At 69.8% G+C, this 25,579-nt stretch carries 21 protein-coding genes, 1 tRNA gene and 1 riboswitch; of the genes, 8 read left to right on the top strand and 14 right to left on the bottom strand.

Features of this window, described 5'->3' with window-relative positions; translation table 11 throughout:
* The first annotated feature begins 112 nt into the window (after nt 1–112).
* The 3 genes from ACGFX9_RS24210 to ACGFX9_RS24220 all read left to right on the top strand — a co-directional run bounded on the left by ACGFX9_RS24210 (nt 113) and on the right by ACGFX9_RS24220 (nt 4,073).
* Nucleotides 113–1,129 (top strand): SGNH/GDSL hydrolase family protein, encoded by a 1,017-nt coding sequence (locus tag ACGFX9_RS24210; protein ID WP_393475615.1) that lies wholly within the window; start codon nt 113–115, stop codon nt 1,127–1,129.
* A 652-nt stretch (nt 1,130–1,781) separates the two neighbouring features.
* Complete coding sequence (locus ACGFX9_RS24215; RefSeq protein ID WP_393475618.1) at nt 1,782–3,002, top strand: acetyl-CoA C-acetyltransferase; 1,221 nt, start codon at nt 1,782–1,784, stop codon at nt 3,000–3,002.
* Nucleotides 3,003–3,254: 252 nt separating this feature from the next.
* On the top strand, nt 3,255–4,073 hold the full coding sequence (locus ACGFX9_RS24220; RefSeq protein ID WP_393476568.1) for a hypothetical protein: 819 nt from the start codon (nt 3,255–3,257) through the stop codon (nt 4,071–4,073).
* Nucleotides 4,074–4,092: 19 nt separating this feature from the next.
* Here the strand turns inward: ACGFX9_RS24220 and ACGFX9_RS24225 are convergent, their stop codons facing one another.
* Nucleotides 4,093–4,404 carry a hypothetical protein gene (locus ACGFX9_RS24225; RefSeq protein ID WP_393475620.1) on the bottom strand — a complete coding sequence of 104 codons (312 nt, stop codon included), beginning with the start codon at nt 4,402–4,404 and terminating at the stop codon, nt 4,093–4,095.
* 102 nt (nt 4,405–4,506) lie between these two features.
* Here ACGFX9_RS24225 and ACGFX9_RS24230 point away from each other — a divergent pair, with 102 nt between their 5' ends.
* Nucleotides 4,507–4,737 carry a DUF4287 domain-containing protein gene (locus ACGFX9_RS24230; RefSeq protein ID WP_355807324.1) on the top strand — a complete coding sequence of 77 codons (231 nt, stop codon included), beginning with the start codon at nt 4,507–4,509 and terminating at the stop codon, nt 4,735–4,737.
* Between the two features lie 113 nt (nt 4,738–4,850).
* Here ACGFX9_RS24230 and ACGFX9_RS24235 read toward each other — a convergent pair whose 3' ends face one another.
* The 3 genes from ACGFX9_RS24235 to ACGFX9_RS24245 all read right to left on the bottom strand — a co-directional run bounded on the left by ACGFX9_RS24235 (nt 4,851) and on the right by ACGFX9_RS24245 (nt 8,463).
* Nucleotides 4,851–5,765, bottom strand: coding sequence for a Bax inhibitor-1/YccA family protein (locus ACGFX9_RS24235; RefSeq protein WP_393475623.1), 915 nt, complete (start codon nt 5,763–5,765; stop codon nt 4,851–4,853).
* Between the two features lie 66 nt (nt 5,766–5,831).
* Nucleotides 5,832–7,220, bottom strand: a complete 1,389-nt coding sequence (locus tag ACGFX9_RS24240) for an MFS transporter (RefSeq protein ID WP_393475626.1) — start codon at nt 7,218–7,220, stop codon at nt 5,832–5,834.
* A gap of 64 nt (nt 7,221–7,284) precedes the next feature.
* The gene (locus tag ACGFX9_RS24245; RefSeq protein ID WP_393475628.1) at nt 7,285–8,463 is read right to left on the bottom strand and encodes a 4-hydroxybenzoate 3-monooxygenase; all 1,179 of its coding nucleotides are present in this window, start codon (nt 8,461–8,463) and stop codon (nt 7,285–7,287) included.
* 140 nt (nt 8,464–8,603) lie between these two features.
* On the opposite strand from ACGFX9_RS24245, the gene ACGFX9_RS24250 reads away from it, so the two are divergent.
* On the top strand, nt 8,604–10,232 hold the full coding sequence (locus tag ACGFX9_RS24250; protein WP_393475631.1) for an IclR family transcriptional regulator C-terminal domain-containing protein: 1,629 nt from the start codon (nt 8,604–8,606) through the stop codon (nt 10,230–10,232).
* Between the two features lie 37 nt (nt 10,233–10,269).
* Here the strand turns inward: ACGFX9_RS24250 and ACGFX9_RS24255 are convergent.
* A tRNA-Leu gene (locus ACGFX9_RS24255) sits at nt 10,270–10,352 on the bottom strand.
* Between the two features lie 376 nt (nt 10,353–10,728).
* Here ACGFX9_RS24255 and ACGFX9_RS24260 point away from each other — a divergent pair.
* Nucleotides 10,729–11,499 carry an ABC transporter ATP-binding protein gene (locus ACGFX9_RS24260; RefSeq protein ID WP_393475634.1) on the top strand — a complete coding sequence of 257 codons (771 nt, stop codon included), beginning with the start codon at nt 10,729–10,731 and terminating at the stop codon, nt 11,497–11,499.
* A 130-nt stretch (nt 11,500–11,629) separates the two neighbouring features.
* Nucleotides 11,630–14,155, top strand: coding sequence for an ABC transporter permease (locus ACGFX9_RS24265; RefSeq protein WP_393475637.1), 2,526 nt, complete (start codon nt 11,630–11,632; stop codon nt 14,153–14,155).
* Nucleotides 14,156–14,228: 73 nt separating this feature from the next.
* On the opposite strand, the gene ACGFX9_RS24270 is transcribed toward ACGFX9_RS24265, so the two are convergent.
* Both ACGFX9_RS24270 and ACGFX9_RS24275 read right to left on the bottom strand, forming a co-directional pair.
* Nucleotides 14,229–15,524 (bottom strand): class I SAM-dependent methyltransferase, encoded by a 1,296-nt coding sequence (locus ACGFX9_RS24270; RefSeq protein ID WP_393475640.1) that lies wholly within the window; start codon nt 15,522–15,524, stop codon nt 14,229–14,231.
* A 200-nt stretch (nt 15,525–15,724) separates the two neighbouring features.
* Nucleotides 15,725–17,137: an NAD(P)/FAD-dependent oxidoreductase gene (locus ACGFX9_RS24275; protein ID WP_393475643.1), complete on the bottom strand. Its 1,413-nt coding sequence runs from the start codon at nt 17,135–17,137 to the stop codon at nt 15,725–15,727.
* Between the two features lie 521 nt (nt 17,138–17,658).
* Here ACGFX9_RS24275 and ACGFX9_RS24280 point away from each other — a divergent pair.
* Nucleotides 17,659–18,105, top strand: coding sequence for a two-component system response regulator (locus ACGFX9_RS24280; protein WP_393475646.1), 447 nt, complete (start codon nt 17,659–17,661; stop codon nt 18,103–18,105).
* Nucleotides 18,106–18,109: 4 nt separating this feature from the next.
* Here ACGFX9_RS24280 and ACGFX9_RS24285 read toward each other — a convergent pair whose 3' ends face one another.
* From ACGFX9_RS24285 to ACGFX9_RS24315, 7 genes are all read right to left on the bottom strand, one after another.
* A complete protein-coding gene (locus ACGFX9_RS24285; RefSeq protein WP_393475648.1) occupies nt 18,110–19,066 on the bottom strand; it encodes an exopolyphosphatase in 957 nt (318 codons plus the stop codon).
* Nucleotides 19,063–19,647: a DUF501 domain-containing protein gene (locus ACGFX9_RS24290; protein ID WP_393475651.1), complete on the bottom strand. Its 585-nt coding sequence runs from the start codon at nt 19,645–19,647 to the stop codon at nt 19,063–19,065. The genes ACGFX9_RS24285 and ACGFX9_RS24290 overlap by 4 nt, the downstream gene beginning before the upstream one ends.
* 71 nt (nt 19,648–19,718) lie before the next feature.
* Nucleotides 19,719–20,201, bottom strand: coding sequence for a septum formation initiator family protein (locus ACGFX9_RS24295; protein WP_393475654.1), 483 nt, complete (start codon nt 20,199–20,201; stop codon nt 19,719–19,721).
* Nucleotides 20,202–20,291: 90 nt separating this feature from the next.
* A complete protein-coding gene (gene eno / locus ACGFX9_RS24300) occupies nt 20,292–21,572 on the bottom strand; it encodes a phosphopyruvate hydratase (RefSeq protein ID WP_393475657.1) in 1,281 nt (426 codons plus the stop codon).
* Between the two features lie 279 nt (nt 21,573–21,851).
* On the bottom strand, nt 21,852–22,571 hold the full coding sequence (locus tag ACGFX9_RS24305) for a transglycosylase family protein (RefSeq protein ID WP_393475660.1): 720 nt from the start codon (nt 22,569–22,571) through the stop codon (nt 21,852–21,854).
* Between the two features lie 3 nt (nt 22,572–22,574).
* A riboswitch (cyclic di-AMP (ydaO/yuaA leader) is annotated at nt 22,575–22,762 on the bottom strand.
* A 192-nt stretch (nt 22,763–22,954) separates the two neighbouring features.
* Nucleotides 22,955–23,959, bottom strand: a complete 1,005-nt coding sequence (locus ACGFX9_RS24310; protein WP_393475663.1) for a transglycosylase family protein — start codon at nt 23,957–23,959, stop codon at nt 22,955–22,957.
* Nucleotides 23,960–24,122: 163 nt separating this feature from the next.
* On the bottom strand, nt 24,123–25,421 hold the full coding sequence (locus tag ACGFX9_RS24315) for a cytochrome P450 (protein ID WP_393475666.1): 1,299 nt from the start codon (nt 25,419–25,421) through the stop codon (nt 24,123–24,125).
* Between the last annotated feature and the right edge of the window lie 158 nt (nt 25,422–25,579).

Below are 25,579 nucleotides of genomic sequence, written 5' to 3' on the forward strand. Positions count from 1 at the left end.
GGAAAAGTCACTGCCAGTCAGTCGTTCACCTCCGCTCGCGATTGGCCGACCGTCCTTACGGGGCAATGAGTTGATGTAGGCCGGTATGGCGACGAGGAGGTGGCTGCGGGGCATGTCGAGGGCGAGGGTGGCACGGCGGATCGCTGCGGGCGCGGCGTACGGCGGCGGAGGCATCGGGCTGCTCGGGGCGGCGGCCGTGGGAGTGGTCCTCGCCGAGGTGCAGTTGGCGAAGCGGTCCGTCGGGAACGGCGGCGAGCACGCGGCGCCGCCGCGGGCGGACGGGCGGTACGGATGGGGGTACGCGGACCGGTCGGACGGCGCGGATCCCCTGCGGTTCGCGATGCTCGGGGACTCGACCGCGGCGGGCCAGGGGGTGCACCGGGCCCGGCAGACTCCTGCCGCGCTCCTCGCTTCGGGCCTCGCCGCGGTGTCCGAGCGGCCGGTGGACATGCGGAACGTGGCGCTGCCGGGCGCGATGTCGGACGACCTGGACCGCCAGGTGGCGCTGATCCTCTCCGATCCGTCCTGGGAGCCCGATGTCTGCGTCGTGATGATCGGCGCGAACGATGTGACCCACCGGATGCCCGCGACGCGCTCCGTGCGCCATCTGTCGGCGGCGGTGCGGCGGCTGCGGACGGCCGGGGCCGAGGTGGTGGTCGGGACGTGCCCCGACCTGGGGACGGTGGAGAACGTCTACCAGCCCTTGCGGTGGATGGCGCGGCGGGTCTCACGCCAACTGGCCGCGGCGCAGACGATCGGTGTGGTCGAGCAGGGCGGGCGGACGGTGTCGCTCGGGGACCTGCTGGGCCCCGAGTTCCTGGCGAACCCGCGGGAGCTGTTCGGTCCCGACAACTACCACCCCTCCGCGGAGGGGTACGCCACCGCGGCGATGGCGGTGCTTCCGACGCTGTGCGCGGCGCTTGGCCTGTGGCCGGAGGAGGAGCGGCCCGACGTCTCGCGCCGGGAGGGTTTCCTGCCGGTGGCACGGGCGGCTGCGCAGGCCGCTTCGGAGGGCGGCACGGAGGTGGCGGCAGCCATGCCCACGGGCCCCCGAGGCCCCTGGGCCCTCCTCAAACGCCGCCGCCGACGCCGCATCCACACTCCGGATCCTTCACCGCTACCGCGGTAGCTCTGCGTTGGGCTTGGGCGGGGGGGGTGTCCCTGCCGGGCGGAGGCTCCCCTACCGGGGGCGGGGTGCGGCCCTGCCGGTGCTCTGCTGCGGGTGCGTACTGGCCCGCCGCTTCGCGGCGGATGTTTCCCGCCCACCCACCCGATTACCCCGGGGTGATCGGGTGGGTGGGCGGGAGTGATCCGCCGCGAAGCGGCGGGACAGGGCAGGGCTCCGCCAGCAGGCGAGACCGGCACGCCCCCCCCCACGTAGCAGCGACGCACCTCCAGGCCGGAATTCACCGGCAGGCCCCTACGGCGCGGGCTGAACGCCGGGCAAACGGGTGGGTGGGCGGGAGACATCCGCCGCGAAGCGGCGGGACAGGGCGCCCACCGGCGGACGGGGACGACGCACGCGGGGGAGAGAAGCGGCGGGTCCGGCAGGACAAGGGTGCGGCGCCGCCCAGCGACCCCCGCCCGGAGGGCAGCCGCACCCCCCGCCGGGGGAGAACACCGTCCAAGGCCCAGGGGCCTGAGCAAGCGCTTAGACAAATGCGTCCCGCATCACATCCCCCGCCCGGTGACTGACCGCGGTACGTACAGGTAACTTCCCAAGGAGTCCCGCCAGCCACGCAGCCCCACCCCGGGGCGCCCCCGCCAGTAGGAGCTCAGCGATGCCCGAAGCCGTGATCGTTTCTGCCGCCCGCACCCCGATCGGCCGCGCCTTCAAGGGCTCGCTGAAGGATCTGCGTCCGGACGACCTGACCGCCACCATCATCGAGGCCGCCCTCGCCAAGGTCCCCGAGCTCGACCCGAAGCTCATCGACGACCTGATGCTCGGCTGTGGTCTGCCGGGCGGGGAGCAGGGGCACAACCTCGGTCGCATCGTCGCCGTACAGATGGGAATGGACCACCTGCCGGGCTGCACCATCACCCGGTACTGTTCCTCCTCCCTGCAGACCTCCCGTATGGCACTGCACGCCATCAAGGCCGGCGAAGGGGACGTCTTCATCTCCGCCGGTGTGGAGATGGTCTCCCGCAGCGTCAAGGGGTCGAGCGACGGGCTCCCCGACACCCACAACCCCCTCTTCGCCGACGCCGAGGCCCGCACCGAGGCCGTATCCAGGACCGAGGGCTCGGACTGGCACGACCCGCGTGAGGACGGCCTGATCCCGGACGCGTACATCGCGATGGGGCAGACCGCCGAGAACCTGGCCCGCGCCAAGGGCGTCACCCGTCAGGACATGGACGAGTTCGGCGTCAGGTCCCAGAACCTCGCCGAGGAAGCCCTGAAGAACGGGTTCTGGGAGCGGGAGATCACCCCCGTCACCACCCCTGACGGGACCGTCGTCAGCAAGGACGACGGGCCCCGCGCCGGCGTCACCCTCGAAGGCGTCCAGGGCCTCAAGCCCGTCTTCCGCCCCGACGGCCGCGTCACCGCCGCCAACTGCTGCCCGCTCAACGACGGCGCCGCCGCCCTCGTGATCATGAGCGACACCAAGGCCCGCGAGCTGGGCCTGACCCCGCTCGCCCGCATCGTCTCCACCGGCGTGACCGGCCTCTCCCCCGAGATCATGGGCCTTGGCCCGGTCGAGGCCAGCAAGCAGGCCCTGAAGCGGGCCGGCCTGACCGTGGACGACATCGACCTCTTCGAGATCAACGAGGCCTTCGCCGCCCAGGTGATCCCCTCGTACCGCGACCTGAACATCCCGCTCGACAAGCTGAACGTCAACGGCGGCGCCATCGCCGTGGGCCACCCCTTCGGCATGACGGGCGCCCGCATCACCGGCACGCTCATCAACAGCCTCCAGTTCCACGACAAGCAGTTCGGTCTTGAGACCATGTGCGTCGGCGGCGGCCAGGGCATGGCCATGGTCATCGAGCGCCTCAGCTGACCCTTCCGCCCCTGCTGAAGCCTCACGGTGCCTCACGCCTCCATTGATTCGTGACTCAATCTCCCCCAGGATGTGACCTATCTCCTGGGGGAGATGCATATACCCAGGTCAGCGCACATCTGGGGGTAAACACCGGGCCGAAAGACCTGTCCAATTCGTGACGTAATGCACTGACAGGTGGATCGTGCAGGCTTCAAGCTGATGTAGGAAGTCGGGGGTCGACTTGAAACCGGGAGTACGTCAGTGAGTGCCATGCCTCTTGCCATGCTGCTCTCCACGGCCGCCGCCACGGCCGTGGGTGCCGCCGCCCTGCACTCCGTGCGGGGGCTGCGGAAGCAGCTCACCGAAATCACGGCTCTGCGCGCCGAGCTGGCCCAGAGCCGCTCGGCGATCGCGCACCCCACCGTGCCCGCCGCCCGCACCACACCGGACACCGACGAGATACGCACGGCTGTCGCCGAGGCCCTCGCCGAGGAACGGGAGCGCGAGCTGGCCGAGGCGCGGGCCTTCTGGGCCGCCCAGGAAGCCCGTGACGCCTCGGACGCGCCGTCGCTGCTGAGCGGCCTCCCTGGCCTCTCCGACATGGCCGACGAGCTGTTCCTGCCCCGCCAGGCGGACCTCTCCGGCCTGGAGGCGGACAGCCTCGAGCCGGTCATCGAGCCCTACGGCGATCCGGTCGACGAGTTCGCGGGAGACTCCCCGGAGCTGGCCGCCGCCCGCCGCCGCCACCCCTCGCACCCGGATTTCGTCCCGGTGCAGTCCCCCGTCAACGGCGACCACGAGCGCACTGTCGCCTGTCTTGAGGAACTGGCCGACGCCCGCACGGCGCTCGCCGACGTCCGTCCCGGCCCGCTGGGCACGCTTGACGTCTACGTCTTCGCCGACGGCACGACGCTCTGCATGACGCCGGGCCACCGCGAGACCGCGGAGCAGCTCGCCGGCGCCCTGCGCGACGGCCACGCCCCGGTCCTGCTCGGCGGCTCCGGAGTCTCCGGTGCCTACGCCCTGACCTTCGAGTGCGGCACCGAGAACGTGTACATCCTGGCGGACCGCGTCATCGCCTCGGTCTGAGCGGGGCGCCCGCCGGGAGTCACACCCCGGCGCGCTTCTGCGCCTTCTCCACCAGCGTCAGCGCCTCCGCCAGCTGACCGGCGTCCTCAAGGACGAGGGCCAAATCCCGCCCCGCGACAGTGATTTGGTCGGCCGCCGCGAACATCCCGGCGTCCGGCATCTCACGCGGCTCCTCCTTCGGCTCCTCGATCCGCTGTGCCCACGCCGCCAATTCCCTGGCCAGAGCGAGCGCTTCGGTGGCCGCCCCCCGCTGCAGGCGACTCTGCGGGGCGGCCCGCAACCGGTCGGCGAATTGGTCCACTGCGGCCGTCAAAGGCGTCGTATCAAGCACTCGGCGACCTTATGCGCCCGGACGGGACTGTTGCCAACGTCCCGGCGCTCAGGCACGGTGTCGTGAAGGACGGAACACATCGCGACGCGTCCGGAGGCGCCGATGTCCCAAGTCTTCTCCGAGGAGACCCACCGCAATCTGCTCGCCCGTATCCCCCAGTGCACCGGTCGTGAAGTGTCCGACTGGCTGCGTGCCGTAGACGAAGGTCCTTCCCTCTTCCGCTTCGAAGAGAAGGTCAGCTGGCTCCGCGCGGAACACAACCTCGCGTACGGACACGCCAAGGCAATCATTCACGAGTACGACTTGCGGCGGGCCGCGCGCAAGCTGCTCTGACTCCCCCATCCCCCTCGACACACCTGTCAGTCACGACCGGGCACGGCGAAGGGCCCCGCGGAACATGCGTTCCGCGGGGCCCTTCGGCGATCTGAACAGGCGCGTCAGCCGCGTCAGTCGTTGCCCTGAAGGATGGCGATCAGGCGCAGGAATTCCATGTAGATCCAGACGAGCGTCATCGTCAGACCGAACGCCGCGAGCCAGGCCTCTTCCTTCGGCGCGCCGTACGCGATGCCGTCCTCGACCTGCTTGAAGTCCAGGGCCAGGAAGCACGCGCCGAGCAGGATGCCGACGATGCCGAAGACGATGCCGAGGCCGCCGCTGCGGAAGCCGAGACCGTCACCGCCGCCGAAGACCATGAACAGCAGGTTCACGGCGGTCAGCAGCAGGAAGCCCATCGCCGCGGCCATCACGAAGCCGTAGAAGCGACGGTTGACGCGGATCCAGCCCGCCTTGTAGGCGATGAGGACACCGGCGAAGACCGCCATCGTGCCGATCACGGCCTGCATGGCCGCGCCGTCCGCGATGCGGTTGTCGACGACGCTGGAGACGACGCCGAGGAAGACACCCTCCAGCGCCGCGTACGCCAGGATCAGCGGGGGCGATGCCTTGCGCTTGAAGGCCTGGACGAGGCCGAGCACCATCGCGATGAGGCCCGCGCCGATCGCGATGCCGTACGACTTGCCGATGTTGGCGTCGTCCACCGGCAGCAGCGCCCAGGCGAGCGCGGCGGTCACAAGCAGCGTGCCGAGCGTGGTGGCCGTACGCAGGACGACGTCGTCCATCGTCATGCGGCCTGCGGTGGTTACGGGCGCCTGCGGGGCGCCGTGCTGCAGGTCCTGCTGGGCGTAGGGGTTCGTCGCGTACGGGTTGGCGGGGGCCTGCTGGCCCGCGGCCGCGTACGGATTGCCCTGCTGGGTCTGTGTCCCGCCCGCGGGTCCCCCGGCCTGCGGCTGCGTGCCGAAGCCCGCGTAGCCGTTGTCGCGGCTGAACCCCCGTCGCGAGAAGACCGGGTTGCTGCTCCTCATTTCACTCCTCCATGGCCACCGAGCGTGGCTTTGGGTCAAGAGTAATGCGTAGGCAAAAGGAAGACCCTAGTGCTTGGGGAGGATCTTTCCCTCCTTGTGACCAAGAACGACCGACCCGGGGCTCTCTGTTCCCGCCGGGCCACCCTCTGTCGCCCGCGTACGGCGGCTGCGCCGGACGAGTGGCACCAGGGAGATGGCGACGGCCCCGAGCACGGCGGCCACGGCGAACGTCGTGAAGCCGAGCGATGCGTTGCCGCCGGAGACGACGGCGCCGCCCAGCCAGGGCCCGACGACCGCGCCGGTGCGCCCGACGCCCGTGATCCAGCCGAGTCCCGTGGCGCGCTGGGCGGGCGTGTAGACCGAAGGGGCGGAGGCGTAGACCATCACCTGCGCCGAGAAGAGCCAGATGCCGGTGACGAAGACTATGACGTACGCGACACCGAGCGGCAGCTCGGCCTTGAGCAGGAAGGCTCCGCAGGCGGTGAGCAGGAACCAGATCGCGGAGATCCGCACGGCGCCGAACTTGTCGGCGGCCCGCCCGGCCACGAGCATGCCGACGATGCCGCCCGCGTTGATCACCATGAGGAAGGTGACGGAGGAGGAGAGGGAGTAGCCGGAGGCCCGCATCAGCTCGGGGAGCCAGGTGGAGACCCCGTAGACGAGGAGCAGTCCGGCGAAGGAGGCGAGCCACAGGAGCGGGGTCGCGAGCCGCTGACCCGGGGTGAAGAGCGAGGCGACGGCGGCGAAGCGTCCCTTGGCGCCCGCCTCGGGGGCTTCGGCGAGCGTCGGGGACGGCAGCAGATACCGGGCGGCGACGGCCTCGGCCTCGCTGTTGCGGCCCTTGCTGAGCAGGACGCCGGGCGATTCGGGCAGCCACTTCAGTACGAGGGGGATGGCGATGACCGCGGGGATCACGCCGGCCCAGAAGACGACGCGCCAGCCGTGGTCGGGCCCGAGGCCGAGCCCGAGGCCCGTGGCCGCCATGCCGCCCGCGTGGTACGAGGTCATCATCAGGCCGGTGGCGAGCGCGGCCCTGCGCGGCGGCGCGAACTCGGCGACGATCGCGAGGCTGATCGGCATCAGACCGCCGAGCCCGAGCCCGGCGAGGAACCGTCCGCCGCCGAACACGGCGGCGCTCGGCGCGAGCGCGCACACCGCGGAGCCCAGCGAGAACAGGGCGACGCTGCCCGTCACCATCGGCTTGCGGCCGATCCAGTCGGTGAGGGTGCCGCAGCCGAGGGCGCCGATGAGCATGCCGAAGGTGGTCCAGGAGCCGATGGTGCCGGCGGTCGACGGGGTGAAGCCGAAGCCCTTGTCGTCGATGAGGTGCGGCATCACGGCGCCGTAGATGTTGACGTCCATGCCGTCGAAGAAGACGACGAGCCAGCACAGGGCTATGACGGGGGCGACGGATCTGAAGGTGCGCTGGGGCGCGACGCCTTGGGGAGCGGTCACGGGGTTCTCACTTCTTTGTGGGACCTGTTGGGGACGGCGGACCTGGTGGGGACGGGGGTGGGGCTCAGCTGAAGGGGAGTCCGGTGTAGCTCTCGGCGAGGTCGGTCTCGGCCGAGCGCGCGGTGGTGATGCGGTCCAGCTGGGCGAGCTGCATGCGGTCGTCGAAGGGGATGGCTTCGGGGGCGCGGTGCAGCATCGTGGTCATGGCGTACGAGAAGCGCTCGGCCTGCCAGACGCGGCGCAGGCAGGTCTCCGAGTACGCGTCGAGCCGCGCGTCGGAGCCGGTCTCGCGGAGTTCGGTGAGCGCGCGGGCGAAGGTGACGACGTCGCCGACGGCGAGGTTGAGGCCCTTGGCGCCGGTGGGCGGGACGATGTGGGCGGCGTCCCCGGCGAGGAAGACGCGTCCGTGCCGCATGGGTTCGTGGACGTGGCTGCGCATGGGGGTGACGGACTTGGAGGTGATGGGTCCGCGCTTGAGCGTCCAGGCCGGGTCGTCCGTCTCCAGGCGGCGGTCGAGTTCGTCCCAGATCTCCTCGTCGCTCCAGTCGGCGGCGTCTGTGCCTGCCGGGACCTGGAGGTAGGCGCGCGTGACGGTGGGCGAGCGCATGGACAGGAGGGCGAAGCCGCGGTCGTGGCGGGCGTAGACCAGCTCGTCGTGCGAGGGCGGTACGTCGGCGAGGATGCCGAGCCAGCCGAAGGGGTACGTGCGCTCGAAGACCTGGGAGAGCTCGGCGGGCACGGCCTTGCGGGCCACGCCCCAGGAGCCGTCGCAGCCCACCACGTAGTCGCATTCGAGGACGTCCTCGCGGCCCTGGTGGCGGAAGCGGACGCTCGGCCGGTCCGTCTCGGCGCCCTCCACCGCGAGCGCCTCGGCCTCGAAGAGCAGCGGGCCGCCCGCGGCGAGCTGGAGGGCTATGAGGTCCTTGCAGACCTCGGTCTGCGCGTAGACCATCACGGACCTGCCGCCGGTCAGCGCGGGGAAGTCGACGCGGTGCCTGCGTCGGTCGAAGCGCAGCTCGATGCCGTCGTGCCCGATGCCCTCGCGGTCCATGCGTACGGCTGCGCCCGCCTCGCGCAGTACGTCGACGGTGCCCTGCTCCAGGATTCCGGCGCGCTGGCGCTGCTCGACGTAGGCGCGGTCCCGGGTCTCCAGGACGACGGAATCGATGCCGGCGTTGTGCAGCAGGCGGGCGAGGAGCAGCCCCGCCGGTCCGGCTCCGATGATTCCGACGGTGGTGCGCACCGGCCGCCCCTTCCACTTGTTCGCCACTTGTTCGCCTGGTGAACTTTCGTTCATAATGTGCTGACGGGAGTCTCCGACCGGACCCAGCGGCTGTCAACGGTTGCGGGGCAACCATTTCCACTTCTGCGAGGAGCGGCGCCATGCCCGAAGAGTCCGTACGCCCCCTGGAGCGCGGCCTCGCGGTCCTTCGCGCCCTCGCGGTCGCCGACCAGGCGAGGGCGGGCGACCTCGCCCGCGCGACCGGCCTGGCCCGCTCGACGGTGGACCGGGTCGTGGCGACCCTGGCCCGCCTGGGCTACGTACGCGAACACGGCCAGGAGCTCCACCTCACGCCCCGCCTGATGGAGCTCGGCAACGCCTACCTCGCGGCGAGCGGGCTCAGCGGCGAGGTCGCGGCGCGTACCGCCCGGCTCGCGGACGAGCTGGACGAGTCGGTGTCCCTCGCGGTGCCGGACGGCGACGGCGTCCGCTTCGTCACGCAGGCGGCGCGGCGCCGCGCGATGTCCGTGGCGTTCCGCATCGGCGATCTGCTCCCCGCCGAACGGTGCGCGCCCGGGGCGCTGTTCGCCGCCGAGTGGGACGAGGCGGGATGGGAGGCGTGGCGCGCCCGCGTGGCCGCCGACCCGGGGGGCGAGGCCTTCCCCGCGCTGCCGCCGGGCCCCGCGTCGGTGCCGCCGGACCTCTTCGGCCGGGTGGAGCGCTCCCGCGCGGCGGGGTGGGCCCTTGACGACCAGCTGATCGAGCCGGGCCTGATCGCCACGGCGGTGCCGGTACGGGACAGGGCGGGCCGCGTCCGCTACGCCCTCTCCGCGGTCAGCCACACCAGCAGGCACACGGCGGACGGCCTGGCGCAGCTCGTCCTTCCGCGACTACGGGAGGAGGCGGCGCACCTGGAGTCACTGCCGCCCGCCACATCGCCGTACACAGAGGGCGAGTTGACGTCGGGTCAGACAACAGACACCTCCGACGCCAAGGCCGAACTGGGCCCCGATTTCCTCCAGTCGCTCGCCCGCGGCCTCACCGTCCTGCGCGCGCTCGGCCGGGCCCGCGGCGAAGGGCTCCCGCTCACCGCGATCGCCGGGGCCACCGGACTGCCCCGGGCGACCGCGCGCCGCTGTCTGCACACCCTGGAAGTGGAGGGGTACGCGGCGCACGACGGCCGCCTCTACCGCCCGCTCCCCCGCATCCTGGAACTCGGCTACGCCCGGCTCTCCCGCCTCGGCTTCGCCGACATCGCCGAGCCGCACCTGCGTCAACTCACCGACCGCGTCCACCAGTCGGCGTCGGTGACGGTGCTCGACGGCGCGGAGATCCTGTACGTGGCGCGGGCGGCGACGGTCCGTGTCATGAGCGTCTACATCACCCTCGGCACGCGCTTCCCCGCGTATCCGACCGCCATGGGCCGGGTCCTGCTCGCCGGGCTCCCGAAGCGGGACCGGACGCGCCTGCTGAAGGCGACCCCGCCCAAACCCCTCACCCGCAGCACCGTCACGGACCCCGCCGAACTCGCCCGCGTCCTGGACCGCGCCGCCGCCGACGGGTACGCCACCGCGGACGAGGAGCTGGAGGAGGGTCTGCGCTCGGTCGCCGTACCGCTCAAGGACGCCGGGGGCCGGGTGGTCGCCGCCCTGAACGTGGCCCAGCACGCGGGCACGGCCCCCCTGGGCGAGACGGTGGAGGCGCTGCTGCCGCTCCTGCGCGAGAGCGCGGCGGCGATCGAAACCGATCTGCACACCGCGGCCCGCTTCAACTCCGTACGCATGCCCTGAAGGCGGGTGCGTTCGAACTGGAAGAGGGCTATGGAGGTGCCCGGAGCCGGACTTGAACCGGCACGCCCGCTAGGGGCAGCGAGGTTTAAGCTCGCCGTGTCTGCATTCCACCATCCGGGCAGGCCGTGGGCTCCGCATCAAGTGTTTCGACCCTATCGGGAGGCGTCCCCCGAACAGCGGAACATCAGCCCGATGTTGTCTTATTTTATTGACGTCTGAGGGTGCATCAGCCACCGGTACGGCCCATCGGTACATGCCGCAGGCCCTTCCGCCGTTCTGGGGGCTCCGGTACGGAATGACGGAATTTAGCCGCCGCCCCCGCCCCTTACGGACCTCCCGCTCTCAGGGACGGACGTCATCCCCAGGTATGACACCGGCGCCCGGGGTCCGACTGGAGAGGGCCCCCGGAACCAGAACAGCGGCTGACTACACGGCGCGGATCTGCCAGCACGATGGAGTACGTCCCCACTCGTCGTCCCGACAGGAGCACCTCCCCGTGACCACCACCCCCTTCGCCGCCCGCACCACCGCGGTGGCCGCACGCGCCACGGATCTCTCCAAGGTGTACGGACAGGGCGAGACCCAGGTGGTCGCCCTGGACCATGTCTCCGTCGACTTCCGGCAGGGCGAGTTCACCGCGATCATGGGCCCGTCGGGCTCCGGCAAGTCGACCCTGATGCACTGCGTCGCGGGGCTCGACAGCTTCAGCGGCGGCTCCGTGCGGATCGGCGAGACCGAGCTGTCCTCCCTCAAGGACAAGCAGCTCACCAAGCTCCGCCGGGACAAGATCGGCTTCATCTTCCAGGCCTTCAACCTGCTGCCGACGCTGACGGCCCTGGAGAACATCACGCTGCCGATGGACATCGCGGGCCGCAAGCCTGACAAGGCGTGGCTGGAGCAGGTCATCTCCATGGTCGGCCTGGCCGACCGGCTCTCCCACCGGCCCACCGAGCTCTCCGGCGGGCAGCAGCAGCGGGTCGCCGTGGCCCGCGCGCTGGCCTCGCAGCCGGACATCATCTTCGGCGACGAGCCGACCGGAAACCTGGACTCCCGCTCGGGCGCCGAGGTCCTCGGCTTCCTGCGCAACTCCGTACGCGAACTGGGCCAGACCGTCGTCATGGTTACCCACGACCCGGTGGCCGCCTCCTACGCGGACCGCGTGATCTTCCTCGCCGACGGGCGGGTCGTCGACGAGATGCATGCGCCTACCGCCGATGGCGTCCTTGACCGGATGAAGCACTTTGATGCCAAGGGTCGTACGAGCTAAGCGCCGTGCGACTCCCGCGGGTCTTCTGCCCGCGGGTCCGTCGTGGCTGATCGCGCCCACGCGGCGGAGCCGCACATGTCACAGTCCCGCGCCCCTTCGGGGCCCGCCCCCCTCTCTCCAGGACAGGACCATGTTCCGTACCGCCCTGCGCAACGTGCTCGCGCACAAGGCCAGGCTGCTCATGACCGTGCTCGCCGTCATGCTCGGCGTCGCCTTCGTCTCCGGCACCCTCGTCTTCACCGACACCTTCGGCAACGCCTACAAGAACAAGTCGGCGAAGAGCTTCGACCACGTCTCCGTCGCCATCCAGGGCGACGGCTCCGCCTCTTACGGTGGCGAGGACGGTGGTGAGGCCAAGAAGCCGCCGCGTCTGACCGATGCCTTCCTCAAGAAGACGCAGGGTCTGCCCGGCGCCGACTCGGCGATCGGGTCCGTCTCCGGCTTCACCGCGCTCGCCGACAAGGACGGCAAGCTCGTCGGCGGCGACTGGGGCACCACGGGTGCGAACTACTACCCCGGCAAGGGCGGCAAGGACCCCCGCTACGACTTCACCGAGGGCGCGGTGCCCAAGACCGCCGGTGACCTCGCCCTGGACTCCAGGACCGCCGAGCGCACCGGCTACAAGGTCGGCGACACGGTCCGCTACTCCACCGACGGTCCGGTGAAGACCGCGAAGGTCAGTGGCGTCTTCGACACCGACGACGGCAGTGTCCTCGCGGGCGGCAGCCTGGTGGTGTTCGACAACGACACCGCGCTGAAGGTCCTCGGCAAGAGCGAGTACGACGAGATCGACGTGAAGGCCGCCGCCGGCACCTCCGACACGGCCCTGAAGAGCTCGGTCGAGAAGATCCTGCCGAAGGAGACGGACGCCGTCACCGGCGCCCAGCTCTCCGACGACCAGGACGCGATGATCGAGCAGGACACCAAGTCGATGAGCCAGGTGCTGCTCATCTTCGCCGGTATCGCGCTGTTCGTCGGCATCTTCATCATCGCCAACACCTTCACCATGCTGGTCGCCCAGCGCACCAAGGAGCTGGCCCTGATGCGCGCCATCGGCGCCTCGCGCCGTCAGGTGACGCGCTCCGTGCTCATCGAGGCGTTCATCGTCGGCCTGGTCGCCGCCGTCACCGGATTCGCGCTCGGCATCGGCGTGGCCATGGGCCTGGAGACCCTGATGAACTCCGCGGGCGCCTCGCTGCCCGACGGGCCGATCATCATCGCGCCGACCACGATCGTCGTGGCGCTGATCATCGGCGTGGCCGTGACCATGCTGGCCGCCTGGCTGCCGGGCCGCCGCGCCTCGCGGATTCCGCCGGTCGCCGCGATGAACAGCGTCCACGCGACGCCGACCACGCGCGGTCTCGTCGTCCGCAACACCATCGGCTCGATCATCGTGGCCCTCGGCGTGGTCATGCTCCTCATGGACGACAACTACGTGATGGCGGGCGGCGCCGCGACGATCCTCGTCGGCGTCATCGTCCTCACGCCGCTCCTGTCGCGCCCGTTCATCGCCGCATCCGCCCCGCTCCTGAAGCCGTTCGGCGTCACGGGCAAGCTGTCCCGGCTCAACTCGGTGCGCAACCCGCGCCGTACGGCGTCCACCGCCGCGGCCCTGATGATCGGCCTGACCCTCATCACGGCGATGACGGTGGTCGCGACCTCCATGAGCACGGCCATCAACAAGATGGCCGCGGATTCCATGAAGGCCGACTACACCGTCTCCATGGCGAACTACCAGCCGCTCACCCCCGAGGTCCGCGAGAAGCTGGACAAGGTCCCCGGCGTCGAGGCGAGCAGCCCGCTGCGTGAGACCTACGGCGAGGTGAACGGCTCGTACTCCTCGGTCTACGGCGTCGACGAGAAGGCCTTCGACAAGCTGGTGAGCCTGGACTTCACCAGCGGCTCCCTCGCCGGTCTGAGCGGGAACTCCACGCTCCTGGACAAGGAGACCGCGGACAAGAAGGGCCTGAAGGCGGGCGACAGCGTCCCGGTGAAGTTCGACGACGACAAGACGGTCGAGCTGAAGATCGCCGGTGTCTACCAGCAGAACGAGATGATCAACGGTCTCTACACGCCGCTCGCCGTGGTCGGCCCGCACATGTCCAAGATCACCGACCAGCAGGTCCTGGTGAAGATGAAGGACGGCGTCTCCGACCGGTCCGAGGACTCCATCGTCAAGGCCCTGGGCGACAACCCCGCCATCAAGATCCAGGACAAGGACGGGCTCAGCAACGAGATCGGTGGCGCGATCAACATGATGCTGAACATGCTCTACGGCCTCCTGGCGATGGCCATCCTGATCGCGGTGCTTGGCGTCATCAACACCCTGGCCATGTCGGTCTTCGAGCGGAAGCACGAGATCGGCATGTTGCGGGCCATCGGCCTCGACCGCGCGAAGGTCAAGCAGATGGTGCGCCTGGAGGCGGTCATCATCTCCCTGTTCGGCGCGGTGCTCGGCATCGGTCTCGGCATCTTCATGGGCTGGGCCGCGGGCAACAGCATCGTCGGCTCCCTGAAGACGTACACGATGGAGATCCCGGTCGGCCGAATCGCGATCTTCCTCGCGATCGCCGCCCTGGTCGGCGTCCTCGCGGCGGTGTGGCCGGCCCGCAGCGCGGCGAAGCTGAACCCGCTGATGGCGATCAAGAGCGAGTAGCACCCTCGGTACGCGGATGAAGCGGGGCCCAGGACTATCACCGTCCGGGGCCCCGCTCACGTACCGCTGCCTCCTACGTCCACTCGCGGGCCCGCAGCGGCAGCCCGGAGGTGCCGGCCTCCGGGGTCTTCACCGCCAGGACCTGGTTGACGCCGATGCGGTTGCGCTCGAAGGAGAGGGCGGACGCGGCCATGTAGAGGCGCCAGATGCGGGCGCGCCCGGGCGAGGTGAGCCGCTGGCCCTCCTGCCAGCGGGCCTCCAGGTTGGCGACCCAGCGGCGCAGCGTGAGGGCGTAGTGCTCGCGGATGGCCTCCACGTCGCGCACCTCGAACCCGGCGCGCTCCAGGAGCCCCACCGTGGTGCCCACGGGCGCGAGCTCGCCGTCGGGGAAGACATAGGCGTCGATGAACTCGTCCACCTCGTACGAGGACTCGTCGGCCTGGGGCCTGCGCGCGATCTGGTGGTTGAGGAGCCGTCCACCCGGCTTCAGGAGGGCGTGCAGGTCGCGGGCGTACTCCAAGTACTGCTCGGAGCCGACATGTTCGGCCATGCCGATGGAGGAGATCGCGTCGTACGGACCGTCGCGCACGTCGCGGTAGTCCTGGACGCGAATCTCGATCCGGTCGGTCAGCCCCTCCTCCGCGATGCGCTTCCTGGCGTACGCGGCCTGCTCCTGGGAGAGCGTGACGCCGACGACGGTGACGCCGTGCTCGCGGGCCGCGTGGATCGCCATGGAGCCCCAGCCGCAACCGACGTCGAGCAGGCGCATGCCAGGCTTGAGGGCGAGCTTGCGGGAGATCAGTTCGAGCTTGTCGCGCTGGGCGTCCTCAAGGGTGGAGGCCTCGGACTCCCAATAGGCGCAGGAGTAGACCATTGACGGGCCGAGCACCAGCTCGTAGAAGTCGTTGCCCACGTCGTAGTGGTGGCTGATGGCCTGCCGGTCGCTGCCCTTGGTGTGCAGATGGAGACGGCCCCTCCTGCGCATCTCCTCCGGCGGCGGGGCCGGCGGCAGGAACGGCGCGGAGAGGGCGACCAGCGAGCGGGCCGCGGCGCGGAACTCCGGTTCGCGCAGGGATTCCCTGAGGCTCTTGGCGTCGTCGTCGCGCTCCCAGATGAACTCGGCGAGCCGGTCGAGCACGGCGTACAGATCGCCCTCGACGTCCAGGTCCCCTGCCACCCAGGCGCGCGCGAGGCCCAGCTCGCCCGGCTTCCACATCAGTCGGCGCAGGGCGCGGCGGCTGCGCACGACGAGGGTGGGGCCGTCCGGCGGGCCTGCTTCCGAACCGTCCCAGGCACGCAAACGCACGGGGAGCGGGGCTCCCAGAAGTTGTTCGGCAAGGCTCTTCAGCCGCAGTGCGGCGTCTGGCATGGTGCACACCTCCGTGACGGGGATCCCGGACAGCTCAACACCACGTAAACACCAACACGGCGCTTGCGCAGTCCCGTTGCCGCGTCACGGATCGGCAAAATACATGTAACCACCATGCATAAAGGGTGCGAAAAGCCCGAAGGGGCCGCCCGCACCACGGATGGCGGACGGCCCCTTCGGGGTGGATCAGTGACCGGAGGTCAGGAGGCCTTGGCCTTCTGCTCGTCCTTCGCGTCCTTGACCGCCGGAGTCTCGGCCTTGGCCGCGGCGGGCTTCGGCGCGGGCTTCGCGGCCTCGTAGAACTCCTCGCGCGGCGTCTCCATGGCGCCCAGCGAGACGACCTCACGCTTGAGGAAGACCGCCAGGGTCCAGTCGGCGAAGACACGGATCTTGCGGTTGAACGTCGGCATCGCCATGCCGTGGTACGCGCGGTGCATGTACCAGGCCAGACGGCCCTTGAGCTTGATCTTCACCTTGCCCATGACGATCATCGCGACGCCCTTGTGCAGGCCGAGACCGGCGACCGCACCCTTGTTGGCGTGGCTGTACTCCTTCTGCGGGAAGCCCCGCATACCGGAGATCACGTTGTCGCCGAGGACCTTCGCCTGACGCAGCGCGTGCTGGGCGTTCGGCGGGCACCAGGCGTTCTCGTTGCCGGCCTTGCGGCCGACGAGGTCCGGAACCTGGGCGTTGTCGCCCGCGGTCCAGATGTAGTCCGTCCCGGTGACCTGGAGGGTCGGCTGGGCGTCCACGTGGCCGCGCGGGCCGAGCGGCAGACCGAAGCGGGCGAGCGCCGGGTTCGGCTTCACACCGGCGGTCCACACGATGGTGCTGGAGTCGACCTCAAGGCCGTTGTTCAGGACCACGTGACCGTCAACGCAGGAGTCCATGCCGGTCTTGAGGTAGACCTCGACGCCGCGGCCCTCGAGGTGCTCCTTGCCGTACTGGCCGAGCTTCGGGCCGACCTCGGGGAGGATCTTGTCCGCCACGTCGACGAGCACGAAGCGCATGTCCTCGCGCTGCACGTTGTTGTAGTACTTGGCCGCGTCGCGGGCCATGTCCTCGACCTCACCGATGGTCTCCGCACCCGCGAAGCCACCGCCGACGAAGACGAAGGTCAGCGCCTTGCGGCGGACTTCCTCGTCCGTCGTGGAGTCAGCCTTGTCCAGCTGCTCGAGGACGTGGTTACGCAGGCCGATGGCCTCCTCGATGCCCTTCATGCCGATGCCCTGCTCGGCGAGGCCGGGGATCGGGAAGGTGCGGGAGACCGCGCCCATCGCGATGACCAGGTAGTCGAAAGGCAGCTCGTACGCCTCGCCCACGAGGGGGGCGATCGTGGCGACCTTGCGGTCCTGGTCGATGGTGGTGACCCGGCCGGTCAGAACTTCCGCCTTGGGCAGCACGCGTCGCAGCGGGACGACGACGTGCCGAGGCGAAATGCTGCCGGCGGCGGCTTCGGGGAGGAAGGGCTGGTAGGTCATGTACGACCGGGGGTCGACGACCGTGACGGTCGCCTCTCCGTAGCGCATCTTCTTGAGAATGCGCCGAGCTGCGTACAGGCCTACGTACCCACCGCCTACTACGAGGATCCTGGGACGCTCCGTGGTGCTCATGCCATCGAGTATCCACCTGCCTGGCAGGGGTCGCTCGTGCGCCCCTTCACAAGCATGGGTGCACCCTCTGCTACACTTCGCCGCCCACGTGACGCAGGCCATAGCGCCCCAGGGGAACCACGAGGCAACCCAAGTCGTTGTGCACCCCTTGTGAGCTGCCGCTCTGGCCTCGCGGGGGCAGTGGACCACTCGGCCGGTTCACCCTCCCGACACACTGGCGAACCTTCACTGTCACGGGTCACTAGCCCCTCGGAAGGCACATTCATGGGTCCAGAACCCCTGAACATCGTCCAACCGAGCCGAATTCCTTGTGAAGAACTTCACGAAGTTTCCCGACAGGGCGTCGCCGCGGGGCCTTCCGACCCCCTCGACAGCCGCTCAGACGGTACATGACGCGCTCAGAAAGCGACCAAGAGGCGACCATGAAGCGACTGGGGCACCCCCGGCATTTGGTGCCTGCCAAGAGGGCTTCCATGAGCGTGCATGGGCCTACCCTGGACAGTCGAAGGGGGGCTCAAGACATGCCAAGTGACTTGAAGGTCCTCGTCGTTGATGACCACAGGGACACCCTGTTCGCGCTGGAAGCCGCATTGGCCCCTCTCGGCTACGGGATGACCTGTGTGACCAACGGTGATGACGCACTCAAGGAAATTCTGCGCAATCACATCGGACTGGTCCTGCTCGACCTGCGCATGCCGGGCACCAGCGGCCTCGACGTAGTCCGTTACATGCGGCGCCTGGAACAGACACAGTCCATCCCGATCATGCTGCTCACGGGCTTCGGCGTGAACCGCGAGCTCTACGCCGCCGCCTATCTCCTGGGCGTCGCCGACATCGTCTTCAAGCCCGTCGACCCCAGCCACCTGCGCACCAAGGTGCGCTACCTCTACGAGACCCATCAGCGGCTGCGCGAGCTGCAGGAGGAGGTCGAGTCCCTGCGCGCCGCGGCTTCCGCACGCTCCGGCTGAACGCTCAGTGCCCCGCGCCGCCCCGATGGACGTCTTCCGCCACCTTGAAGGCGATGCCGTCGAGGATGTCGTGCTCGCTGACGACGACCTCCCTCGCCCCGATGCGATCCATGATCGACAGGAGGACGAGGGCGCCGGCCGCGATCACGTCCACGCGCCCCGGATGCATCACCGGGATCGCGGCCCGCTCGTCGTGCGTGGCACGCGTCAGGCGTACGGCGATCTCGCTGACCTGCTCGTAGGAGACCCGGGAGTGGTGGATCGCCTCCGAGTCGTAGGCGTCGAGGCCGAGCGCGATCGCGGCCACCGTGGTGACCGAGCCCGCGAGCCCCACCAGAGTGCGCGCCTCGCTCAGCGGCACCGTCCGCTCCGCGAGGTCGAGGGCGGCCTGGATGTCGGTGCGCACGGCGTCGAGTTCGGCCGGGGCCGGCGGGTCCGTGCGGATGTGCCGCTCGGTCAGGCGTACGCAGCCGATGTCGACGGAGCGGGCGGCACGGACCCGGTCATCGCCGACGACGAACTCCGTGGAGCCGCCGCCGATGTCCACGACGAGGTAGGGCTTGGCGAGGTGGTCGCTGCCCGCGAGCTCCTTGGTCGCCCCGGTGAAGGAGAACTCGGCCTCCTGGTCACCACTGATGACCTCGGGCTCCACGCCGAGGATGTCCAGGATCCCTCGTACGAAGTCGTCGCGGTTCTCCGCGTCGCGGGACGCGGAGGTGGCCACGAAGCGGACGCGTTCGGCGCCGTGCTCCTTGATGATCCCGGCGTACTCGCGGCAGGCCGCGAAGGTCCGCTCCAGGGCCTCCGGGGCCAGGCGCCCCGTCTTGTCGACGCCCTGACCAAGGCGGACGATCGTCATCCGGCGGTCCAGGTCGATGAGTTCACCGGTGGCCGGGTCGGCGTCCGCCACCAGGAGGCGGATGGAGTTCGTGCCGCAGTCGATGGCAGCGACGCGCGTCACTTGGCGCCCTCCGCGGCGTCCGTGTTCTCCCCGGCTTCAGCCTTCTCCCCGGCGAGCGTCTTCTCCTCGGCGAGCGTCACGCAGGCACCCTTGCGCCACCACTCCGGGAGCATCGCGATGGCCTCGTCGCCCAGCGGGTTCACACCGGGGCCCGCGGCCAGCGAGTGGCCGACCAGGACGTGCAGGCACTTCACGCGGTCGGGCATGCCGCCCGCGCTCGGGAAGCCCTCAAGGACCTCGATGGCGTCACGGCGCGCGATGTAGTCCTCGTGCGCGGCGCGGTACGCGGCGGCAAGCTCGGGGTCCGTCTTCAGCCGCTCCGACATCTCCTTCATGACGCCGTTGGCTTCCAGCGTGCCGATCGCCGAGGCGGCGCGGGGACACGTCAGGTAGTACGTCGTCGGGAACGGCGTCCCGTCCGGAAGGCGCGGCGCCGTCTCGACGACGTCCGGCTGCCCGCAGGGGCAGCGGTGCGCGATGGCCCGCAGGCCGCGCGGCGGACGGCCGAGCTGCTGCTTGAAGGCCTCGACGTCGGCGTCGGTGGGCTCGGTGCGCGGGGTGGTCGGCGGGGGCGTGTGCATGCCTGTCTTTCGATCGGTTCTCTACGAGAGGTCGTGCTGGTGCTGATGTGCTGAAGAACAGAGGTACTGCGTCAGTTGTCGTCGTCCGGGCGGTCGGCCTTGTCCACGCCGTCCCAGACATTCGCGTACCAGGGCCTGTCGGCCGCCCCCTGGTCGGTGCGCTGCTTCTTCGCCGCCTCCGGGTCGACCACCGTGTACCCGGTCTCGCCCGGCAACACGTAGTGCAGCCGGTCCCGGATGCGCTGCTCCGCGTACGCGTCGTCCCGCCAGCGGGCCTTCTCGTCCCGCAGCTTCTCGACGTTCTCGCGGCGCTCGGCCTGCTCCTTGCGCTGGTCCGCGATCTCGGCGCGCTGGGAGACGTACTGCCTTATCGGATAGGCGAGCGCGACGACCAGCGAGCAGAGCACGAGCGCGAGGAGCGCGGCCCGGCCGGTCAGCCGGGAGCGCCGGGCCTGGCGTTTGGTCTGGGAGCGGTACACACGCTCCGCGGTCTGCTCGCCGAGCAGCCGCAGCCTGGTCGCGGTGGAGAACCGGTCGCGGTCCTTCACGGCCATCTATGCCGCCTCCCCGATACGTACGTACGTCCCCGCACACGGTACGGGACCGAGTACGGGGACGTAGGTAACTACTCAGGGGAGCTGGGCTCAGCCCTTGAAGCGGGGGAACGCCGAACGCCCGGCGTAGACCGCCGCGTCGTCGAGGATCTCCTCGATGCGGAGCAGCTGGTTGTACTTGGCGACGCGCTCGGAGCGGGCCGGGGCGCCGGTCTTGATCTGGCCGCAGTTGGTGGCGACGGCGAGGTCGGCGATCGTGACGTCCTCGGTCTCACCGGAGCGGTGGGACATCATGCACTTGAAGCCGCTGCGCTGGGCCATCTCGACGGCGTCCAGGGTCTCGGTCAGCGAACCGATCTGGTTGACCTTGACGAGCAGGGCGTTCGCGGACTTCTCCTCGATGCCGCGAGCCAGGCGCTCGGGGTTGGTGACGAACAGGTCGTCGCCCACGAGCTGGACCTTGTCGCCGAGCTTCTCGGTGATGGCGTTCCAGCCGGCCCAGTCGTCCTCGAACAGCGGGTCCTCGATGGAGACGAGGGGGTACGAGGAGACGAGCTCCTCGTAGTACTCGGTCATCTCGGCGGCCGAGCGGGACTTGCCCTCGAACTCGTACGAGCCGTCCTTGTAGAACTCGGACGCGGCGACGTCGAGCGCGAGACCGATCTGCTCACCGGGGACGTAACCGGCCTGCTTGATGGCCTCGAGGATGAGGTCGAGCGCGGCGCGGTTGGACTCCAGGTTCGGGGCGAAGCCGCCCTCGTCGCCCAGGCCCGTGGAGAGGCCCTTGTCCTTCAGGACCTTCTTGAGCGTGTGGTAGACCTCGGTGCCCCAGCGCAGGGCCTCGGAGAACGACTCGGCGCCGATCGGCGCGATCATGAACTCCTGGATGTCGACGTTCGAGTCGGCGTGCGACCCGCCGTTCAGGATGTTCATCATCGGAACGGGCAGCAGGTGCGCGTTCGGGCCGCCGAGGTAGCGGAAGAGCGGCAGGTCCGAGGCCTCCGACGCGGCGTGCGCGACGGCGAGCGAGACGCCGAGGATGGCGTTGGCGCCGAGCGAGCCCTTGTTGTCGGTGGCGTCGAGGTCGAACATCGCCTGGTCGATCAGGCGCTGCTCGGTCGCGTCGTACCCGACGAGCTCCGGGCCGATCTGCTCGATGACGGCGAGGACGGCCTTCTCCACGCCCTTGCCCATGTAACGGTTGGGGTCACCGTCACGGAGTTCGATGGCCTCGAAAGCACCGGTGGACGCACCGGACGGAACGGCGGCACGACCCGTGCTGCCGTCGTCGAGGCCGACCTCGACCTCGACCGTGGGGTTGCCTCGGGAGTCCAGGATTTCCCGGGCTACGACGACGTCGATGGACGGCACGAGCATCTCCTTCTGGGATGTGACGCGGGTACGCGGGGCGTTGGCCTCGCGGACACGAGCCTAACCGGCTCCCGGGCAAGAGCCAGCCGAGCGACCGCCCTGTGGACAAACCGAGAGCAAAAAGTTTCCGAACGGAACAAAGAGCCCCGCCCCGGCGCGTACGGGGGATACGCGCACCGGGGCGGGGTGGAGGTGGCGCCCGAAGGGGCGCGGGGAACTGCGCGAGCAACCACGACGCACCCGCAGATGATCGCGACAGCAGGGCGCCCCCGCCAGCGACTAGCTCAGGTGGAGCTGCTGGCCCGGGAAGATCATGTCGGCGTTCTCGATGATGTCGCCGTTGAGCTTGTACACCTTGTGCCAGCCGCCCTTGACGTCCTTCGCCTCGGCGATCTTGGAGAGGGTGTCACCCTTCTTGACCTTGTACTCGCCGTCGCCCTTCTTGACCGTCTTGCCGGTCGGGGTCTCGACGGTCTTCTCGGACTCGGCCTTCGGGGCGGCCTCAGCCTTGGGAGCGGCCTTCGGAGCGGCCTGCTGCGGCTGCTCGGTCTGGGCGCTGGGCTGGCTCTTCGGCTGCTCCTGGGTCTGCTGCGGGGCGCTCTCCTGCGCTCCGCCACCCTGGTACGAGGCGCCCGAGAGGCCGGTGCCGCAGCTCGGCCAGGCACCCTTGCCCTGGCCCGCGAGGACCTTCTCGCCGATCTCGATCTGCTGGGCCTTGGAGGCCTTGTCGGCGGAGGGCGCGTACTTCGTGCCGCCGTACGCGGCCCACGTGGACGACGAGAACTGCAGGCCGCCCGTGTAGCCGTTGCCGGTGTTGATGGACCAGTTGCCGCCGGCCTCGCACTGGGCGACGGCGTCCCACTCGGCGCCGGTCGCGGCGGAGGCCGAACCGGCCGCCATCAGCGGGGCGGCGACGGCGACACCGGTGACGCCGGCGAGCGTGGCGACGCGGGTGGCCTTGGACGGGCGGCGGTGCTTGCCCTTGCTGGAAAACAGCATGAGAGATCCCCTCACCGACGCCTGCGAGGTGAGCTGTCGGGTTCGGGCCAGTGAAGTTGCCCGGCCGCACTTCTCGAGTGCGACTTAACCCCTAGCCGTTCCTGTCTGCTGGCCTCGCTCTCGCGATGCTCAACGGCCGGGCCCGGCGGAAACCTTGGTTCCCCCGCTCCTGCCTACGGCGCTTACGCGACGACATTTCCCGAACGGCCGTTGGCAGGACTCGGCGTACCGACCGGCGGGGCCCGCTGTGGCGAGCGGTCACGACGTTAGGCATGCGATCCGCCTAATTTCAAAGACGATCAGGGCTTCTGAGACCCATCTCTCACTTGCACCAAACCAGACATCAGGCGCAAAGCGACTGCCCGACGGTTCGTCAACTACCGCTACTTTTCGCCCAAATCGAGGCTCTGACCGGGCAGGATGAGGTCAGGATCGGAACCGACGGACTTCTCGTTCTCGGCGTACAGCTCGGTCCATCCGCCCTTCACGTCGAGGTCGTCCGCGATGACCGAGAGGTTGTCTCCGGAGCGGACCGTGTACGTCCCGTCGGAGCCGTCCTGCTGACGCTCCTCGCCACGGGAGGCGTGCCGCCCGGAGCCGTCGCGGTCGCCACTGCCGGCCTCCTCGTCGCCGGCGCTGCCGCCGCGGTGACGGCCTGCGCCCTCGCCCTCACCTTCGTCGGTGGAGGCGCCGGGGGCGGGCGAAGTGGCGTCGTCCTGCCCGGATTTGCCGGAGTCATCGGAACCAGTGGAGTCGCCGGAACCGTCGGAACCATCCGACTTGTCCGCATCGTCGTGATTCTTGTCTCGGGATTCGCCGTCGTCGGCGGGCTTCTCGGAAGGCTCCTTGGACGGCTTCTTCGAGGTCTCGTCCGAGGGCTTCTCCGAGGACTTCTCCGACGGCGTGGCGCTGTCCGACGGGTCGTCACCCGACTCGCCCGCCGCGGGCTCGTCCGCCTCGTCCGAGGGCAGGATGGTGACCGGGGCGCCCGGGTCGACGTCGGCAGCGGCGCCGTCGTCGGTGAGACCGGCTATCGGCGCGCAGCTCGGCCAGGCGTCGGGCCCCTGGTCGTCGAGGACCTTCTCGGCGACGGAGATCTGCTGCGAACGGCTGGCCTGGTCGGCGCTCGGCGCGTAGTCGAGGCCGCCGAAGTCCTCCCAGGTCTGCTGCGAGAGCTGGAGCCCGCCGTAGTAGCCGTTGCCCGCGTCCGCGCTCCATGAGCCACCGCTCTCGCACTCCGCGAGCTTGTCCCACGTGACGGTGTCCGCCGCGCTCGCGCTGGTGGCGCCGAGCAGCGGGATGGCGATGGCCGATCCTGCGACTCCTGCCGCGACGATCAGGGCCGGGGCCTGGCGGGGGCGTCGGTGACGACCATTGCCGGAGAGCATGCGGTTGCCTTTCGCGTGACTGGAGCGACGACTGCGGCACGGGATGCCGAGTCGTCGGTGAACGTAGCGGCAGTCGAACGCTTGTCACAAGTCGATGCAGCGGAGATCACGTGAAAGTCACAGTCTTGACGGCGCGTCAGCTGGACGGGGTTTCCATTCCCCTCTATTTGCTCTTCTGTGCGGGTGCGAACTCCACGGGCAGCGTGCGCAGTCCCCGCATGATGAGCCCGCCGCGCCATCTCAAATCACCAGGTTCCACCGCGAGTCGCAGGTCAGGAAGGCGGCGCAGGAGGGTCGCGAGGGCGGCCTGTCCTTCGAGCCGGGCGAGCGGTGCGCCGAGACAGTAATGAATGCCATGGCCGTAGCCGAGGTGTTGGTTGTCGCGGCGGGTGAGGTCGAGCGTGTCCGGATACCGGAAACGTTCCGGGTCACGATCGGCGGCGGCGAGAACGACGAGGACGGGGTCGCCGCGCTCGATGTCCTGGTCCCCGATACGCAGCGCCTCGGTCGCGTACCGCCACGTGGCGAGCTCGACGGGCCCGTCGAAGCGGAGGAGCTCTTCGAGCCCGGTCTCCAGGAGGCCGGTGTCGCCGTCCCTGAGGGAGTCCTGGAGTTGCTCGCGCTGCTCGGGGTGGGTGAGGAGGGCGTAGGTGCCGTTGCCGATCAAGTTGACCGTGGTCTCGAACCCGGCGAACAGAAGGATGAAGGCCATCGCGGCGGCCTCGTTCTCCGTGAGGTGCTCGCCGTGGTCGGAGGTGCGGATGAGCCCGGAGATGAGGTCGTCGCCGGGTTCGAGGCGCTTGCGGTGGATGAGTTCGGCGAGGTAGCCCCGCATCTTCTTCACGGACCTGGCGACCCCGCCCCGGGGTCCGCCGCCGTGCCGGATCATCATCCCCGCCCAGTCGCGGAAGTCGTCCTGGTCCTCGCGCGGCACTCCGAGGAGGTCGCAGATCGCGTAGATGGGGAGCGGGAAGGCGAAGTCGTGGATGAGGTCGGCTTCCCCCTTCTCCACGAACTGGTCGATGAGCTGGTCGGTCAGCTCCTGGACGCGGGGCGCGAACTCGGCGACGCGGCGGGGCGTGAATGCCTTGGAGACGAGACGGCGGAGGCGGGTGTGGTCCGGCGGGTCGATGTTGAGCAGATGCGTCATGAGGTTGGCGCTGCGCTCACCCGGGATGCCGGTCTTGCTCTTGGCGTGCGCGGGCTCGCCATGGTGCGCGGGGTTCTTGCTGAGCCGCGGGTCGGCGAGCGCCTGCTTGGCATCGCCGTACCGGGTCACCAGCCAGGCCTCCACACCACTGGGCAGCCGCGTCTTGTGCACGGGGGCGTGCTCGCGGAGCCATGCGTAGGCGGGGTAGGGGTCGGTGGCGAACTCCCACGTGAAGAGCTCTGGCCCCTGGGCCTCGGACGGGGTGGCCGCCCCTGCGGGGCAGGCTGCGGGAGTGGGCGGCTGGTCTTGCATGGGGTCGACGGTATCCGGCGCCTGGCTGCGCCGGGCCTTGCGCACCGTCATCACCGGCTCCGCCGAGTTCGTCCTCAAACGCCGGACGGGCTGAAACCCTGCCCCCGGGCCGGCGTCAAGCCGCACCGAAGCCCTGCGCACCCCATCACCGGCTCCGC

Source organism: Streptomyces sp. NPDC048436 (genome assembly GCF_043200355.1).
GTDB lineage: Bacteria > Actinomycetota > Actinomycetes > Streptomycetales > Streptomycetaceae > Streptomyces.

Excerpts from the sequence above, each read along its gene's own strand:
- ACGFX9_RS24315 (WP_393475666.1), bottom strand. The coding sequence starts at position 25,421 with ATGCAAGACCAGCCGCCCACTCCCGCAGCCTGCCCCGCAGGGGCGGCC.
- ACGFX9_RS24270 (WP_393475640.1), bottom strand. The coding sequence starts at position 15,524 with ATGCCAGACGCCGCACTGCGGCTGAAGAGCCTTGCCGAACAACTTCTG.
- ACGFX9_RS24275 (WP_393475643.1), bottom strand. The coding sequence starts at position 17,137 with ATGAGCACCACGGAGCGTCCCAGGATCCTCGTAGTAGGCGGTGGGTAC.
- ACGFX9_RS24290 (WP_393475651.1), bottom strand. The coding sequence starts at position 19,647 with ATGCACACGCCCCCGCCGACCACCCCGCGCACCGAGCCCACCGACGCC.
- ACGFX9_RS24220 (WP_393476568.1), top strand. The coding sequence starts at position 3,255 with ATGCCTCTTGCCATGCTGCTCTCCACGGCCGCCGCCACGGCCGTGGGT.
- ACGFX9_RS24265 (WP_393475637.1), top strand. The coding sequence starts at position 11,630 with ATGTTCCGTACCGCCCTGCGCAACGTGCTCGCGCACAAGGCCAGGCTG.
- ACGFX9_RS24305 (WP_393475660.1), bottom strand. The coding sequence starts at position 22,571 with ATGCTGTTTTCCAGCAAGGGCAAGCACCGCCGCCCGTCCAAGGCCACC.
- ACGFX9_RS24310 (WP_393475663.1), bottom strand. The coding sequence starts at position 23,959 with ATGCTCTCCGGCAATGGTCGTCACCGACGCCCCCGCCAGGCCCCGGCC.
- ACGFX9_RS24230 (WP_355807324.1), top strand. The coding sequence starts at position 4,507 with ATGTCCCAAGTCTTCTCCGAGGAGACCCACCGCAATCTGCTCGCCCGT.
- ACGFX9_RS24210 (WP_393475615.1), top strand. The coding sequence starts at position 113 with ATGTCGAGGGCGAGGGTGGCACGGCGGATCGCTGCGGGCGCGGCGTAC.
- ACGFX9_RS24295 (WP_393475654.1), bottom strand. The coding sequence starts at position 20,201 with ATGGCCGTGAAGGACCGCGACCGGTTCTCCACCGCGACCAGGCTGCGG.
- ACGFX9_RS24215 (WP_393475618.1), top strand. The coding sequence starts at position 1,782 with ATGCCCGAAGCCGTGATCGTTTCTGCCGCCCGCACCCCGATCGGCCGC.
- ACGFX9_RS24280 (WP_393475646.1), top strand. The coding sequence starts at position 17,659 with ATGCCAAGTGACTTGAAGGTCCTCGTCGTTGATGACCACAGGGACACC.
- ACGFX9_RS24250 (WP_393475631.1), top strand. The coding sequence starts at position 8,604 with ATGCCCGAAGAGTCCGTACGCCCCCTGGAGCGCGGCCTCGCGGTCCTT.
- ACGFX9_RS24235 (WP_393475623.1), bottom strand. The coding sequence starts at position 5,765 with ATGAGGAGCAGCAACCCGGTCTTCTCGCGACGGGGGTTCAGCCGCGAC.